This is a genomic window from Acidicapsa borealis (assembly GCF_059115245.1).
This window is the reverse complement of record NZ_JCACNY010000001.1, coordinates 2,062,881-2,078,532: the sequence shown is the minus strand read 5'-3', so window position 1 is coordinate 2,078,532 and position 15,652 is coordinate 2,062,881. Positions and strand designations below refer to the sequence as shown.

18 protein-coding genes are annotated in these 15,652 nt (G+C 59.5%); 13 read left to right on the top strand and 5 right to left on the bottom strand.

From position 1 onward, the window contains the following. The first annotated feature begins 123 nt into the window (after positions 1–123). On the top strand, positions 124–630 hold the full coding sequence (locus tag AC5S27_RS08575) for a DinB family protein (protein WP_493934147.1): 507 nt from the start codon (positions 124–126) through the stop codon (positions 628–630). Between the two features lie 3 nt (positions 631–633). On the opposite strand, the gene AC5S27_RS08570 is transcribed toward AC5S27_RS08575, so the two are convergent. Genes AC5S27_RS08570 through AC5S27_RS08550 form a run of 5 tightly spaced genes read right to left on the bottom strand, consistent with a single transcriptional unit; the run spans position 634 to position 5,913 of the window. Beyond that, positions 634–1,533 (bottom strand): CheR family methyltransferase, encoded by a 900-nt coding sequence (locus AC5S27_RS08570; protein WP_493934146.1) that lies wholly within the window; start codon positions 1,531–1,533, stop codon positions 634–636. Positions 1,534–1,537: 4 nt separating this feature from the next. Further along, on the bottom strand, positions 1,538–2,707 hold the full coding sequence (locus AC5S27_RS08565; RefSeq protein WP_493934145.1) for a protein-glutamate methylesterase/protein-glutamine glutaminase: 1,170 nt from the start codon (positions 2,705–2,707) through the stop codon (positions 1,538–1,540). An 18-nt stretch (positions 2,708–2,725) separates the two neighbouring features. Continuing rightward, the gene (locus AC5S27_RS08560; RefSeq protein WP_493934144.1) at positions 2,726–3,094 is read right to left on the bottom strand and encodes a response regulator; all 369 of its coding nucleotides are present in this window, start codon (positions 3,092–3,094) and stop codon (positions 2,726–2,728) included. A 45-nt stretch (positions 3,095–3,139) separates the two neighbouring features. Continuing rightward, positions 3,140–3,625 carry a chemotaxis protein CheW gene (locus AC5S27_RS08555; protein WP_493934143.1) on the bottom strand — a complete coding sequence of 162 codons (486 nt, stop codon included), beginning with the start codon at positions 3,623–3,625 and terminating at the stop codon, positions 3,140–3,142. Next, positions 3,622–5,913 (bottom strand): chemotaxis protein CheW, encoded by a 2,292-nt coding sequence (locus tag AC5S27_RS08550; protein ID WP_493934142.1) that lies wholly within the window; start codon positions 5,911–5,913, stop codon positions 3,622–3,624. The genes AC5S27_RS08555 and AC5S27_RS08550 overlap by 4 nt, the downstream gene beginning before the upstream one ends. Positions 5,914–6,136: 223 nt before the next feature. On the opposite strand from AC5S27_RS08550, the gene AC5S27_RS08545 reads away from it, so the two are divergent. The 12 genes from AC5S27_RS08545 (at position 6,137) to AC5S27_RS08490 (ending at position 15,632) form a co-directional block, all read left to right on the top strand. Next, positions 6,137–6,562, top strand: coding sequence for a cytidine deaminase (locus AC5S27_RS08545; protein ID WP_493934141.1), 426 nt, complete (start codon positions 6,137–6,139; stop codon positions 6,560–6,562). A gap of 135 nt (positions 6,563–6,697) precedes the next feature. Further along, positions 6,698–7,258 carry a GNAT family N-acetyltransferase gene (locus tag AC5S27_RS08540; protein ID WP_493934140.1) on the top strand — a complete coding sequence of 187 codons (561 nt, stop codon included), beginning with the start codon at positions 6,698–6,700 and terminating at the stop codon, positions 7,256–7,258. 97 nt (positions 7,259–7,355) lie between these two features. Further along, positions 7,356–8,747, top strand: coding sequence for a thymidine phosphorylase (locus AC5S27_RS08535; RefSeq protein ID WP_493934139.1), 1,392 nt, complete (start codon positions 7,356–7,358; stop codon positions 8,745–8,747). 169 nt (positions 8,748–8,916) lie between these two features. After that, positions 8,917–10,050 (top strand): esterase/lipase family protein, encoded by a 1,134-nt coding sequence (locus AC5S27_RS08530; protein WP_493934138.1) that lies wholly within the window; start codon positions 8,917–8,919, stop codon positions 10,048–10,050. A 129-nt stretch (positions 10,051–10,179) separates the two neighbouring features. After that, on the top strand, positions 10,180–11,457 hold the full coding sequence (locus tag AC5S27_RS08525; RefSeq protein WP_493934137.1) for a NupC/NupG family nucleoside CNT transporter: 1,278 nt from the start codon (positions 10,180–10,182) through the stop codon (positions 11,455–11,457). A gap of 43 nt (positions 11,458–11,500) precedes the next feature. Beyond that, positions 11,501–11,842 carry a type II toxin-antitoxin system HigB family toxin gene (locus tag AC5S27_RS08520; RefSeq protein WP_493934136.1) on the top strand — a complete coding sequence of 114 codons (342 nt, stop codon included), beginning with the start codon at positions 11,501–11,503 and terminating at the stop codon, positions 11,840–11,842. Continuing rightward, a complete protein-coding gene (locus AC5S27_RS08515) occupies positions 11,827–12,225 on the top strand; it encodes a helix-turn-helix domain-containing protein (protein WP_493934135.1) in 399 nt (132 codons plus the stop codon). Before AC5S27_RS08520 ends, AC5S27_RS08515 begins: the two co-directional genes overlap by 16 nt. 18 nt (positions 12,226–12,243) lie before the next feature. Beyond that, entirely contained in the window at positions 12,244–12,957 is a 714-nt protein-coding gene (locus AC5S27_RS08510; protein WP_493934134.1) for an ankyrin repeat domain-containing protein, read from the top strand. Between the two features lie 62 nt (positions 12,958–13,019). Then, positions 13,020–13,385, top strand: coding sequence for a ComEA family DNA-binding protein (locus AC5S27_RS08505; protein WP_493934133.1), 366 nt, complete (start codon positions 13,020–13,022; stop codon positions 13,383–13,385). Between the two features lie 54 nt (positions 13,386–13,439). Further along, complete coding sequence (locus tag AC5S27_RS08500; protein WP_493934132.1) at positions 13,440–14,333, top strand: purine-nucleoside phosphorylase; 894 nt, start codon at positions 13,440–13,442, stop codon at positions 14,331–14,333. Beyond that, on the top strand, positions 14,330–15,034 hold the full coding sequence (udk, locus tag AC5S27_RS08495; protein WP_493934131.1) for a uridine kinase: 705 nt from the start codon (positions 14,330–14,332) through the stop codon (positions 15,032–15,034). Before AC5S27_RS08500 ends, udk begins: the two co-directional genes overlap by 4 nt. 97 nt (positions 15,035–15,131) lie before the next feature. Continuing rightward, a complete protein-coding gene (locus tag AC5S27_RS08490; protein WP_493934130.1) occupies positions 15,132–15,632 on the top strand; it encodes a DUF2062 domain-containing protein in 501 nt (166 codons plus the stop codon). The last annotated feature ends 20 nt before the right edge of the window (positions 15,633–15,652 follow it).

The window sequence follows — 15,652 nt, the reverse complement described above, 5'->3', positions numbered from 1 at the left end:
CCGTGTGCACAATTTGACCCAATAACAATGCAGCAAGGCAATATCGCACCAGAACCGGCAGCTATAATTCTCGCGACCTCCGCCCCGGCGCGGGCGCATCCTGAACGAATACGAGGACAGACCATGACCCCGGCTATGACACCCGATCAAGCAAAAGCCATTGGCGACTTTCTCATCGCAGACCTGGAACATGAGATGCAAACGACTCTGAAAGTCATCGCTGCCGTCCCGCCCGATCGTCTCGACTTCCGGCCAGATGGCAAGGCAAGCACAGGCCTCGCCCTCATCCGCCACATACCCTTGGTCGATGAATGGTTTCTCACCGGAGTCGTCGATGGCAGTTTCGGAGCGCCACCCTGTCAAACCGACGAGTGCGGAATCATGAATCCGGCAGACGCCGCGGTATGCTACGAGCAAAAGATGAAAGCAATCATCGAACGCCTGCGCGGGCTATCCGGCGAACAACTGGCCGAGCCGCTCGACTTCTTCGGCGTAATGCAGCTGCCAGCTGTCAATTTCATTCAACTGACCATCAAGCACTCCATCCACCATCGCGGGCAATTGAGCACGTACCTGAGGTCCATGGGCGGCAAAGTACCCAATATCTACGGAACCAGCGGCGATAACTAGTCTTTAACTCGGCTGCCTGGCCCGGTAATAGCAAGTACCGCCGGCCAGGATCGGAGTCCAAAGCGAAGGGTCGGCCGGCTGTTCGCTCGACCCCAGAAAAAGCAGCCCGTCCGATGCCAGCAGCCGATGGATATTGGCCAGCAGCTTCTTCCGCGTCTCCTGCGAAAAATACAGCATTACGTTCCGCAGGAAGACCACGTCAAAGCGATCGGTGACCGGCGAGAACGGGAGCTGCGCCCCGCAGAGATTCGCCAGCCGGAAATTACACATCCGGCGGATCTCTGGCTTGACCGTCCAGTCCTCACCCTGATGGTCAAAGAATCGGACGATGTTGCGCGCCGGAAGACCCCGGTTCATCTCGATGCGGTGGTAGCTCCCGGCTTGGCACCGCTGTACAACCTCGCTGGCAATATCAGTTCCCTCAATCCGCACATTCCAACCCGCTAGCTGCGGAAAATGCCCAGCGACCAGCATCGCCATCGAGTAAGCCTCCTGTCCGGTTGAACAGGCAGCGCTCCAGAATCGCAGAGAACGGGTATTGCGGCGAGCTTCGATCAGCGATGGCAACAGTTCCGTGCGCAGCAGTTCAAACGGCCGTCCGTCCCGGAAGAAACTCGTCTCGTTAATGGTCATCGCCTCGGCGACAGCGCGTTCCAGTACCGGATCGCGTTTCAACTTAAGCAGTTGGACAAGCTCCTCGAGATGAGTCAGCCCCCGCGCGCGCAGCAGCTTGGCCAGCCGGGTTTCAAAGAGATAATCGCGCGACGAATCTAGTACATTCTGTGACTGCTCATAGACGAGCTGGCGCAGAAACGCGTAGTCGACGCTCGATCCAGCACCACTGCCGCTCGCGGTAGCCATGCTCGGCAGACTTGCCGGAGTGGGAAAGGGATTGGAGAGCATACCTTCAAACCGCCGATTCTCGAAGCTCAAGGGCCTCGCGTTGATTCCCTGAGGAGGCGTGCCCGGTCCCGGCCAGACGAAGAATTTCGGGCGCTATGATCTGCAGCGGCAGCACCCGCTGGGCGAGCCCGGCCTGCGCGACTGCTCCCGGCATCCCCCACACGGCACTGGTAGCTTCATCCTGAGCGATGATCACGCCGCCGTGCTCACGGATAAGCCTGCTGCCCGCGAGGCCGTCATAGCCCATGCCGGTCAGCACGACGCCAAGTACGCGCGATCCATAGACAGCGACAGCCGTGCGGAACAGCACGTCCGCAGCCGGCCGGCAGTGGTTCTCGGGCAGTTCCTGCGTCAGCCTGAGCAATGCCGAGCGATGATCAGCTGCCGCAACCTCCATATGCCAGTTCCCCCGGGCGATGTAAATCGTGCCGGGACGGACCGAATCACCGTTAGCGGCCTCGCGCACCCGCATCGGGCAACGGCCGTCCAGACGCTCCGCCAGCAGCTTTGTAAACAGCTCCGGCATGTGCTGAACGATCAGGACCGGCAACGGAAAGCTGGCCGGAATCGCCGGCAGCACAACATCGAGCGCCGCCGGCCCGCCGGTAGAGACTGCGATGACAACAACGGCCACATCCGCCGGCACAATGGCGGGTTGGGGGAGCAACACGGCACTCGATCGAAACGACTGAGAATTAGGCGGCGCAGACTTCAATCCCGTGGCTCGAAACGGAGCCGGATAGGCCGGGGACGGCATCGTATGAGACACCGGAGTTGCCGTCAGCGCCAGGATCTTGGGAATAAGATCGTGAGCCAGAGCCTGGGTGGCGGCTTCACGCGAACCTTGCCCAAAGGGTTTCGCTACATAGTCCGCTGCGCCAATCGCAAGAGCCTCGATGGTCACCTTCGCCCCACGCTGCGTAAGCGTACTGCACATGATCACCGGCACCTTTCGGTCCAGCAGCTTCATGTGCTTCAGAGTCGTTAGCCCGTCCATGACCGGCATCTCAACATCCAGCAATACGAGATCAGGCTTCAACGATTCCATCGCCCGCAGCGCCGAAGCTCCATCGCTCGCCGTTCCCGCTACTTCAAGGCGCGCGTCGGTCGCTAGCACGCTGCGCAACAGGCTACGCATCACCGAAGAGTCGTCGACAATCAGCACCCTTGCCATGCGCCCTTCAGACATCACTCAGACCTCAACCAGACCCAGCATGGCCAGCTTCTCAGTCAGCGCGTTGTCGTCGAACGGCTTCATCAGGTACTCATCAGCCCCGGCGTCGAGCGAGCGGAGAATGAAGTCATCCTCCGCCTCGGTAGTCACCATCATCACCTTCACCTCGGAGTAACCCTCAGCGCGCATGCTCTTCAGCATGTCCAGGCCATCCATCACCGGCATATTCCAGTCCACAAGCGCCAGATCAAAGGGATCTCCGTCATGCAAGTGCGTCAGCCCGGCACGCCCATCGGCAGCCTCTTCGCACTCGATGCCCTTCTCCTCCAGCAGCCCACGCAGAAAGTCCCGCACAAACCGCGAATCATCAACAATCAAGGCCCGCATCGAATCCCCCTAAACCAACTCTGGCTCTATTTCCCTATTCTTGCCTTAAGCCGCCAGCCGCATCGGATCCAGCCGCTCCGGATCGAGTACGACCAGCAAGGTCTCCTTGAGCTTGAATGCCCCCGCGAAGACTGCCCGGCGCCTCTCCTCGAGGATGGACGGGTTCGGCTCATGATCGGATCTGGCAACCGTGAGCACCTCACTGACCGAATCGACCAACAGCCCGAAGCAGCCGCCCGAGCTTTCGAGGACGAGGATATCCTGACGCCCTTCCTGATCCTGCATCCCAAGTAATTGGCGCAGGCTGACGGTGGTTAACACGTCCCCGCGATAGTGCACCAGCCCCCCGACAAAAGCGGGAGCGAGGGGCACCGCCTGTGGCCGCGCGCCGCCAACGATCTCCAAAATATGGGGGATCGGGATGCCAAAGAGGGTCTGACCCACTCGCACCGAGCACATCTCCAGCAGCGCGCTCTTGTGCGAATCCTCAACATCATGCTTCCGCAACGCCAGCTTATCTGTTGCGCTCATGCAACCGTCTCCTGAATCTCGCTCCAGACTGGGATATCCATGCGCTCGCCCGCATACTTCAGCGGCAACGAAACCACGGAAGCGAGATCAACAATGCCCGTCACTTGATCCTTGAGCAGCGTCACGCCAGAAGCCTGCTGGTGCGATCCCGCTTCAAACAGCTCACTGCCGTTGGCCACATCCAGCACATGATGAACGGCGACTCCCACTTGACGCTGCCCCTCACGGCAGACGACAACCGTCACCAGCGATGCGCGGTCATCTCCGCCCAGTACGTTGCCGGCATCGTCGATCGGCAGTAGTTGGCCGTCGAAGTTCAAAACCGGACGATAGCCCATGTATTCAACCCGAGAGAGAGGAATGCGTTCGATTCGCAGCACATCCTCCAGCGGAATCGCTGCGCGGCGTCCACCGGCTTCCACGATGAGATAGCGCAAACCTGTCGGCTCCTCATCCTGTTGCACCAGGGCTGCATCTTCGTCTTCGCCGCGCAAGGAGACGCCTGCACGCGCAGCAATCGATCCGGGGTCGAGGATCAGCGCCAGGTCTCCATTGCCCAGCACCGTCGCCCCGGAGTAAAGGCCGATCGACTTGAGAACCGGCGAAAGAGGCTTGACAACAATCTCCTCAGGATCAGCGAGACCATCGACGACCAGGCCAAAACGCCGGCCATCGGCGTCGAGTACCGCGATAAACAAATCCCGGTCATCACCGGCTTCAGCCAGTTGGCCGGAAGAGAGCATGCAATCGAGAAAAATCAATGGCAGCAGTTGCCCTCGAAGACGGTAGAGTGGCGCGCCCTCCATCCATTCGACGGCAACACCGACCCTCTCCGGCGGCACATGCACCAGCTCAGAAAGGGCACCCTGGGGAAGGGCAAAACTCTGTTTCAGACTCCGCACGATCAACGCCGGAATGATAGCCAGCGTCAGCGGGATTCGCAGCCGCAGCGTTGTGCCTTTCCCTGGACGGGAATCGATCTCGACCTTGCCGCCGATCTTCTCGACGTTCGTGCGCACCACGTCCATGCCCACCCCACGGCCGCTCACATGGGTAACAGCCTCAGCGGTCGAAAAGCCGGGAAGAAAGATCAGCTGCAGGAGCTCGCGTTCACTCAACTGAGCGGCGCGTTCGGCGGCAATGAGGCCTCGCTCGATTGCCTTGTTGCGGACCTTCTCGACACCAATCCCCGCGCCGTCATCCGACACCTCGATGATGACGTGACTCGATTCCTGGTAGGCCCGCAGCTTGAGCGTTCCCTCAGGATCCTTACCTGCGGCTTGGCGTATCTCCGGCGGCTCGATTCCGTGGTCCATCGAGTTGCGGACGGCATGGGTCAGAGGGTCTTTAATCGCTTCGAGCAGGCTCTTGTCCAGCTCCGTCTCCTGCCCTTCGAGCACCAGCCGCACCTTGCGATGGAGCGCCTGCGACAGATCGCGGATGATGCGCGGAAACTTCGAAAAGACATTCGAAACCGGCTGCATGCGCGCCTTCATCACCGACTCGCGCAAGTCCGCCGTCACCATGTCGAGGCGGCGGGAAAGAAGCGTAAGACCTGGGTCGAGCGACGTAGCCTGGAGAATCTGGTTGCGCGTCAATACCAGCTCGCCCACCAGGTTCATCATCCGGTTCAGCAGCATCACGTCCACGCGCAGCGTGCTTTCAGTCGCAGCCACCACCGCCTTGGCTTTGGCTGGCTCGGACGCGGCCCTGGGCTCATCGGGGGGAAGCAACACAGCTTCTGCAGGCCTAGGGGCTGGGCCTGTCTCCGGATAGGCGATGGCTGGGGGAAAGGGATGAGCGGCAGACTGAATGGAAGAACCCGACGAGGCCTCGATGCTAGGAATCCCATGCGTTACGACCGCAGCAGCGGCGGCAACGGATGCCTGCGGACGTTGCAACTCCTGCAGTTTCCCAATGAGCTCAGCGTCCCGCAGCGCATCTTGCCCCTCGCCCTCTTGTTCGCCTTCGTGGTTGGTCGATTCGATCGTTCTGAGAATCCCGCGCAGCGCATCCATCAGTTGAAGGAGTCCAGTGGTGATCAGCTGGTTGGCCGACAGCTTGCCGTCCCGCAACAACCCCAGCAGATTTTCCCCCGCGTGCGCCAGCCGTTCCAACCGCTTGAATCCAAGAAAACCGGTAGTGCCCTTGATCGTATGCACCGAACGGAAAATGTCGCCCAGCAATTCCTTATCTTGCGGCCTCTCTTCGAGGTCGGTCAGGCAGCGTTCCATCCGGTCCAGGCCCTCCTGGCTTTCAATCAGGAACTCACGCGTCAGTTCGTCCATAGTCCGTCCGTGGCCTGCTGTACTCGCCGTCTGGTAGCTGCTCTCCAGCACCTTATCGGTCGGTGTGGAACAAACTTGAGGCTAAAGCGTGAGGCTGCTGTGGAATTTTCAAGCCCAGGAACAAGGGGCGAGGTGCCCAAAGATTTGCGCAGCACCGCCCCTGCGGTTAGCCTGTAATTCCGGGCTCGGACAAAACCATGCCACGGCACGGGTTGCAACGAAGATGACAGAACCAGCCGATGTCCCAATGCAGCGCTTGATCGACGCCGCAATTGCCATCGCCGCACGCTCCTATTCGCCATACTCCGGTTTCCGCGTCGGCTCGGCGCTGCTCCTGACCAACGGCGAAATCGTGACTGGCACAAATGTCGAAAATGTAAGTTTCGGTCTCACCATCTGCGCCGAACGCTCCGCCCTCGTCAGTGCCATCGCCGCATTTGGACCTGAAATTCGCATTAAAGCAGTCGCAGTCGTAAATCTGAACGACGCCCCCAGCCCGCCCTGCGGCGCCTGCAGGCAAGTACTCGCCGAGTTCATCGAACCGGATGCTCCCATCAGCTTCCCGGCTGGCCGCAAAGGCGCGGTGGACCAGGTGACCATTCCCTTCAGCCAACTGATGCCCTACGCCTCCGACTTGCAACTCAAGTAGCCGGTCGTACCCGGACAATTGAGTGATAGCCATGGAAGAACTCCGGCACATGGCCGCCGAAGCAGCAGACTTATCCCGTCTTTATGCGGATCCGAGTTTACTTGGGTAAGAAGTGAGGATCAGGTCCAACGCAACGTGAGATCACGCGAACCAATCCTTGAAGCACGTTCCCAGACCGGGATTGCGGCCACCGTTGAGTCCGAGTGCCTGGTGCGACCTGCTACCACGTCGGACATGGCTGCTCTGACCGCCATCTATGCCCGCTTCGTCGAAACAACCACCGCGACCTTTGAAATCACGGCTCCGAATGAAGCAGAGATGCAGCTAAGACGGCAGGCTGTCCTTGACCGCAGCCTACCCTATCTGGTCGCGGAGCTCGAGGGATACATCGTCGGTTTCTGCTACGCCTCACAATTCCGTCCGCGCGAGGGCTATCGCTTCACCGTCGAAGACTCGATCTATGTGCGCCCCGACTGCATCGGTCACGGCGTGGGCAAGTTACTGCTGGGCGAGTTGATCGCGCAATGCACCGCGCGCGGCTGCCACTCAATGGTCGCCTGCATTTGCGGCGTCAACATCCCCTCAACAGCCCTTCACGCCTCACTAGGATTCAAGGAAGTGGGCCTGCTCCCCGAAGCCGGCAGCAAGTTCGGCGAATGGCTGCGCCTGCTCATCATGCAGCGGCCTCTGGCGTAACTCACAGTCAAGCGAAGGACACGCCGGTTCCCCGATTATGCGCTCCCGTCTCATGCGGTAATCTCAAGACGGAACCACATATAGAGGCCGCCCCAGAATGTCCCAGACAGAACCATTGCCCGGCACCGCTTCAACGCACGCACCCATCCACGCCATCGACCTCATCCGCAAGAAGCGCGACCACGGTACGCTAACCGAAGAAGAAATCCGCTTCCTCGTCCGCGGCGCAGCCAGCGAGAGCATCCCCGTGGAGCAGCTTGCAGCATGGCTCATGGCGGCATGGCTCAACGGCCTCGAATCCGATGAGATTCGCGCCCTCACCGTAGCCATGCGCGACTCCGGCGTAAAGTTCGACCCCTCCCGCCTTGGCAAGGTAGCCGTCGACAAGCACTCCACCGGCGGCGTAGGAGACAAGACCAGCTTCCTCGTAGCACCGCTGGCAGCCGCCTGCGGCGTAGCAGTTCCAATGATCTCTGGCCGAGCACTCGGTCACACCGGGGGAACTCTCGATAAGCTGGAAGCGATTCCCGGCTACCGGACCGCCCTCTCGCTCGATGAATTCGAAGCCGTGATCAAGCACTGCGGCGCATCCATCGTGAGCCAGACCCCGGCGCTCGTACCCGCAGATCGAGTCCTTTACGCCCTCCGTGACCGCACCGGCACCGTTGAAAGCCGCGGTCTTATCTGCGCCTCCATCCTCAGCAAGAAGCTCGCCGCGGGCCTCAACGCGCTCGTTCTCGATGTAAAGACCGGCTCGGGAGCCTTCCTCCGCGACCGCACCGAAGGCGAAACACTCGCAGCGCTCATGGTCGCGACAGCCGAGTCAGCCGGAACCCGCACCGTTGCTCTCATGACCGACATGGGCCAACCCCTCGGAGCCATGGCCGGCAACTGGATCGAGTTAGTCGAGTCCGTCGATCTGCTCGGCGGCAAACGGCCCGCTGAAAGCGAAGACCTCCGCGAGCTCTCCCTCGTGCTCGCTGGATGGATGGTCTATCTCGGCGGCCAGGCCGAAACGCCAGAAGCCGGCTACGCGCGAGCCGAGACAGCCATCAGCGACGGCTCCGCTTTGAAAATCTTCATGCAGATGATCGAAGCCCAGGGCGGCGATATTTCAACCTTCGACGATCCATGGGTCTTTCACAAACCCGGCGCAACCCAGGTAATAGAAGCATGGGAAACAGGCTATATCTCCGACATGGATACAACGATGCTTGGCTGGGCCGTGCAACGCCTCGGAGCCGGTCGCGAAAAAGCCGGAGAACCCGTCGACCCTCACGCCGGAATCCACTTCCACGCCCGCCGCGGCGCTCACATCGAAAAAGGCCAGCCGCTCGCGACGCTCTACGCAACTCACTCTGCACTGCTGGCCGAGCCAACCTCACTTCTGAAGAAGGCCATCACCTTTTCCACACAATCACCGGACGCCGTGCCGTTGGTAAGCCGGGTGTTTACACGTGAAGACGCGGAGGCATTCCTGAAGAGGTGAAATTGCTCGTCTTACGTCCTTGCGCCCCCGGTCGAAGATCAGAAACTTTCTTCGGTCATGCCCTTTCGCCTTAAGGGCTCTTGAGCATCCTCGCATGGACGAGCAAGCTCCAACAAAATCTCCGTTTCCCGGTCCAGGAATTATCATTGGAATCTGGGGGAGAATTGGATTGAGTCGTACTTTCGCTGTTTTTGGGGCGTTCCTTGCAAGCTGCCTTGCCTTTTCCATAAGCGCTTTCCCGGCCCAGGGCCAAAGCCTGAAACCGCGAGTGATTGTTTTCGTGCATGGCATTCACGGAGACCACAATACGTGGAGGGCATCGAATGGTGCCTACTGGCCGCAGTTGATCCAGACCGATCCCCATTTTCAGCAATCAGACGTCGTCGTGGCCGAGTATCCCACCCCCTCCCGGCACGGCCAATACTCGACAGAGCAGTTGTCGCAGATCCTGTGGCAAGGGCTGAAAAAACAAAAAGTCTGGGACCACAGGGAAGTTGTCTTCGTCGCGCATAGTCTGGGCGGAATCGTGACCGAGGAGATGCTCATCAACCATCCGGCCGACGCTGCCCGGGTGCGTTTTGTCGTTTCTTACGCAACCCCTCATCAGGGCTCGTTCGTTGCTAATCTGGCAAAGATCTATGACAGCGATCCACTGCTGACAGACCTGCGCGACAGTAACGACAACAGCTTTCTGATGGACCTCGAAGAGAAGTGGAGAAGCACCGCAGCGGTCAGCCGCATCCACCGCTACTGTGCTTATGAAGCGCTCGACACCGCCGCCGGCGAAGGCGTAGGACGATACCTCCGCGCTCACACGCGCGTGGTGACCTACTACAGTGCAACGTATGGCTGCGATGTCGATACACCGCCGAAGAAGATCAACGCCGATCACATCGAAATCGTTCACCCGGCAGATCGATCAGCGGATTCCTACACCTTTTTCGCCAAGGTCTATCACAGTAACCCGGTCATCAACATCGTTGAAAGCGTCCGGGATAACAAGTTTTCCCGCTTCAACGTGGATTGCAACCGGAACTACGAGACAGAAGACCTGCAGGTACCCATCGCCCTGAACTCGACACTGCATGAGCAGCTTGTCTCCGCCGAAGCCCAACTCGTGGACGTGGACAAAATTCGGGAAATCTCCGGTCCTGTCGTCATGAAAATCGATCCCAACGGAATCGCACATGTTGCCTTCGAGTTTAAGGGAAAAGGAAGAAGTCTTTTGCTCGGCTGCCCGGACGGTCACGCCTCCGTCCTGGTGCACTTTCACATTCGCAGTGAAGTACCTGTGCCGGAGTAGCGTTGCAATGCCTGGCGCGCTTGAGAGCAAGCAGCGCTTCGATTGCCAGGACCACTCAATGCTATAAGGTATAAGCAATCCGTCCGGCAATCTGGCAACTCGCATTTCGGCAACTCAAGGAGCGGGCTTTTGGAGAGATTCGTAGGCATTCTGGGAATTCTGGCCGTTCTGCTCGCGGCATGGCTCGGCTCCACCAACCGGCGCGCGATCCGCTTACGCACAGTCGTCTGGGGCCTCGGTCTGCAGCTCCTCTTCGCCTTCATCGTCCTCCGCTCGGACTACGGCCAGAACGCCATGGCCTGGGCCGGTGGCGTGATCCAGAAGATGCTCGCCGCCACCTACGCCGGAACCGCCGTCCTCTTCGGCCAGCTGGGCCTGCCTAACGCCGGAGTCTTCGGAGATCTGCTCGCGCAGAACGGACATCCCAACATGGGCTCCATGTTTGCCTTCCAGGTGCTGCCCACCATCATCTTCATCTCCGCATTCTTCGCGGTCCTCTATCACATCGGCCTCATGCAGATCATCATCCGCGGCCTCGCCTGGATCATGCTCAAAACCATGCAAATCTCAGGCGCCGAAAGCATGAACGTCGCAGCCTCCATCTTCATGGGCCAGACCGAAGCCCCGCTCACTATCCGCCCATTCCTTTCGAAAGCCACCCGCAGCGAACTCATGACCATCATGACCAGCGGCATGGCCCACGTCTCAGGCGGCATCATGGCCATGTACATCTCGCAGGGCGTGGAAGCCAAGCACCTGCTCGCAGCCGTCATCATGACCTCGCCAGGCACCATCCTGATGGCCAAGATGCTCGTTCCCGAGACCGAAGTCCCCGCCACCGAAGGCAAGGTGATCATCCCTGAAAACGAAGAGCATAAGGATGAAAACCTCATCGGCGCCATCGCCCGCGGTACCCTCGACGGCGGCAAACTGGCCTTCAACGTAGGCATCATGCTGGTCAGCTTCCTGGCCCTCGTTGCCCTGCTCGACAGCCTGCTGAACTGGTTCCACCTCGGCCACCTCTGGTTCCCCTCCAGCCTCGGCGAAATCCTCGGCTATGTCTTCGCACCAGTCGCGTGGCTGATCGGTGTGCCATGGCATGACGCAGGCATCGTCGGCAACCTGCTCGGCACCCGCATGGCGCTCAACGAAGTCATCGCCTACATCGCCCTCGGCACCCACAAGGTTGGTTCGGCGGTCCCAATCGATCCGCGCTCCTTCACCATCGCCACGTTCGCCCTATGCGGCTTCGCCAACCTCGGCTCCGTCGGCATGCAGATCGGCGGCATCGGCGCACTGGTCCCAGAGCGCCGCAACGACCTCGCCAAACTCGGCATCCGCGCCATGCTCGCCGGCACCATGGCCAATCTAATATCCGCCTCCATCGCCGGCATGTTTCTGGGATAGCGTCTCTCTTGACTCTTCGCAATTTGCGAAGTAACCTGATCATGTGCACATCGTCACAATCAAACGTCTACAGCAGGCGTCTGAAGATTTCCGAGAGGCTGCGGATGAACTGCGGGCTTGGATCAAGGTTGTGAAATTGGCACGATGGAAGAACTTCGTCGAGTTACGCGAAAATTTTCCAGACGCAGATGAAGTCGATGGTTTTGTCGTTTTCAACATCAGGCATAATCGGTACCGGCTCATCGTCGCGGTTCACTATGCCAAAGTGCTTGAGAGACGCTTGACACTTGGGCATATTTCCATCGGGTCATTTCTTTCGCACAAAGACTACGACCGCTGGAACGCAATGACCGCGAGGAAGAAGGCAGAATGGCTACAGTTCTAGCAAATCCCGTTAAGATGATCGAACGTGGAGCTCCTCATCTAATTCGTACCGAAGAACAACTCGATGCTTACACCAAAGCCCTGTTCCGACTGACCTCGATCGAAAACCCCACCGGCGAAGAAGTGGAAGCAATTGACCTGTTGACACTGTTGATCGAACGTTATGAAGAAGAACACTATAGTCTTCCAGAGGCTTCTCCGATAGAAGTGCTTCGATTCTTGCTAGACCAACACGGTCTGAAGCAACGGGACCTGGCTAAGGATCTAGGTGGTGAGAGTGTGGTTTCAGAAGTACTCTCCGGCAAACGAAAACTGAACGCGACTCACATCGAATTACTGAGCAAGCGATTCCATGTCTCGCCAGCCGTGTTCTTTCCAGCCTGAATAACCAGCGAGTCTCCGATGAGTAATGAGCAAATAGACGCGCTGCTTCTCCAACTCGCCGCAGGCCGAACAGAGCTAGCCTTCGACCTGCTCGATCTCGGCTTCCCGGAAACCGGCAAAGACAAAGACGGCGTTCCACTCATCCAGCACTGCGCCTACTACGGCGATGTAAGCGCCATCCGCCTCCTGCTCTCGCACGGTGAATCCCTCACCACCCTGGGCGACAATCTCGGGCTGAACACCGCCGCCTACCACGGCCACTGGCGTCTTTGTCTCTTCCTTCTCGAAAACGGTGCGGATGCAAACTTCGCAGATGCAGAAACCGGCGAAACCTGCCTGCACAACGCGCTCTCGAAATCAGAACGGGTGGTCTTCGATCTCGTGCTCAAAGTCCTGCTGACCCATGGCGCCAATCCCAACGTTGCGACGAAGCCCGGTGTAGAGACGGGAGCCTTCATGCGCGACTGCCGCACCAAGGGCGAGACGCCGCTCCATCGCGCTGCAGCATTTGGCGAAGCTCACACAATCCGCATGCTGAAAGAAGCAGGAGCAATCGTCGACGCCAGAGACATGAATGGAGAAACGCCGCTCTCCTGGGCAAGCTGGTATGGCCGTCCCAACCCGGTCCTGTGCGAACTGCTCTACGGAAACTTCCGCATCCACCCGCAAAACCAGAGCATGCAAGCCAACCTGCTAGGCAAGCCGCTCGCGCCTCCCACCGATTCAAAGTGAGGAATCCGAATTCGCATCCTCCAACCGATGCCGAAAGGCAGAAATTACGCATCCAAGCCAGTATGAGAAAAGCTCTGGCAGCCCTGGCCCTTGTTGGCTCCGTCCTCGCCGCATCCACCCTTACAGGCTGTTCCTGCAACAACACCGACGCCCTGCGCGAACACACCGCGGACGCCACCGCCGCCGTCAAACGTGACTCCGGAGCGATCGCCAGCGGCATCGTCGAAGGACTAAAGCGCAAAGGCCCCCTCGACATCAATGCAGCCAGCAGAAGAGACCTCGAAGCCCTGCCGGGCATTACCCCCGAGCTGGCCAGGCGCGTCATCGACGGGCGCCCCTATGCCAAATCCGACGATCTCTACCATAAACACATCCTCACCCACGCCCAATACAATCGCATCCGCTCCCAGGTGGTAACGCACCACTGAGCCCTCCGGCTGCCTGTACACTAGGCGAAACACGCTGAGGCTGCCGCGACTCCGATGACCTATTTCGATCAAGTAAATGAAGCTGCCGACTATCTGCGAACCAAGCTCGGTGATCTGATACCCCACATCGGCATCGTCCTCGGCTCGGGCCTTGGCGCTGTGGCCGAGGCCGTCACCGATCCGGTCTTCGCTCCCTACGGAACAATTCCTCACTTTCCCCAATCCACTGTCGAAGGCCACTCCGGCCGCATCGTTGCCGGCCGCATCGGTGGCGTCCCGGTCATCGTGATGCAGGGCCGGGTACATTACTACGAGGGCTACACACCGCAGCAGGTCACCTTCCCCATGCGTGTTCTCGGACAACTTGGTCTGCGGACCGTAATCCTGACCAACGCCGCGGGAGGCATCAACGCCAACTACAAGATCGGCGATCTTGTACTTCTCTCGGACCACATCAACCACCTCGGATTCAACCCGCTGATTGGCCCGAATGAATCCCGCTTCGGCGACGGAAAAAAGACCGGTCTGCGATTCTTCGACATGACCGAAGGCTACTCGGTAGAGCTACGCTCGCTGGCCCAGCAGGCAGCACGCGACGAATCCGATGGTGACGGCTTCATCATGCACGAAGGTGTATACCTGGCCACCACCGGCCCCAGCTTCGAAACCCCCGCGGAGATCCGTGCCTTTCGTACCCTCGGAGCAGACCTTGTAGGAATGTCCACAGTGCCAGAGACCATCGTGGCGCGGCACATGGGCATACGGGTATTGGGCATCTCCTGCGTGACCAACCTCGCCGCCGGCATCAGCGCCACCCAGCTCAGCCACGAAGAAGTATTCGAAGCCGGAAGCAGAGTCCAGCACCGCATGGCCAGCCTATTCACTCGGCTCTTGCCAAAGCTCGCATCTGGTCTGCAAGCCAACGGGCACGAGGTCGGCAACGGATGAGTGGGGCTGATTCCACAGCGAAGATTACGGCCGGCCACCTTCCATTTCCTCCAGTAATGCTGGCGGTTGCCGGAGCCTCCGGCTCAGGTAAGAGCACTCTGGCCGCGGAGCTGGCGCGGACACTGGGCGGGCAGCATTTCTCACTCGACAACTACTACCGCGACCTCGGTCATCTGCAGTTCGAAGAGCGCACCCGCAAAAACTTCGACGATCCGGCGATGATCGACATTTCTCTCCTCGCGCGGCATCTGACTGCGCTGGCTGAGGGCCAGGAGATCGCACGACCGCTGTACGACTTCACGGCCTATACCACCGTGCGTGGAGAATCGGAGAACTTTCAGCCTGGCCGCCTGGTTGTGGTCGAAGGGCTTTTCACCCTGTACTTTCCCGAACTCCGGCCGCTTTATCAACTGAGCATCTTTGTCGATACGCCCGATGCCATCTGCTTTGAGCGCCGGCTCAAACGCGATGTGGAAGAGCGCGGGCGAGTTCCCGAATCCGTTCGCCAACAGTATGACGCGACGGTTCGCCCCTGCGGCATTGCGTTTGTGCGGCCACTGATCGACTTTGCCGACCTGGTGGTGGACGGCGGCGACCCGCTCGATTACAAAGTCGAGCAGGTGATCAACGCGTTGAAGAAACGAGGCCTGCTGAGCCGGATCGGCGATGTACGCAACGCCAACTTGCCCCTCTCGGACTAAGACCCAGCTAACGCTTTTGGTCCCATTCAGTAAAGATTAAGGAAAATTCATCAGGCTCTACAGCAACTTATTGCAGCAGCCGATACTCTGACTAGGTATGCAGCAGTTGCTCCAATCTCCGCGCGTTCTACAGGCACAGGACAAGGTTTTGGTCTGGCTCAAATGCGGCGTGTCTCCCCGGCAACTCGCATTCACCCTCGCGCTCGGCTTCGCCATCGGCTGCATTCCCCTGCTCGGCGTAACGACAGCGATCTGCGCGCTCGCAGCGATGGCGCTCCGGCTGAACATGCCGGCAATTCAGGCGGCGAACTGGCTCGCGATGCCGCTTCAGGTCATCCTCTTATTCCCCTTCTTGAAGCTCGGGCAACTGATGTTCCCCGGCACCGCACTCGCATTCAACCGCGCGGAACTCATGGCGCGAATTGAAGCTTCCCCATGGCACTCCGCAGTCGATATGGCCGGACTCTTCGGCCATGCTCTGCTGGCGTGGCTGCTGACTGCCGCACCCGCACTGCTCGTGATGACCCTGCTCCTTACCCCACTCATGAATCTGGTATCCCGGCGCCTGAAGTCCAAATCCTCACTGGTCTGCGAGTAAGGCGCGCTGCTCGAACCACG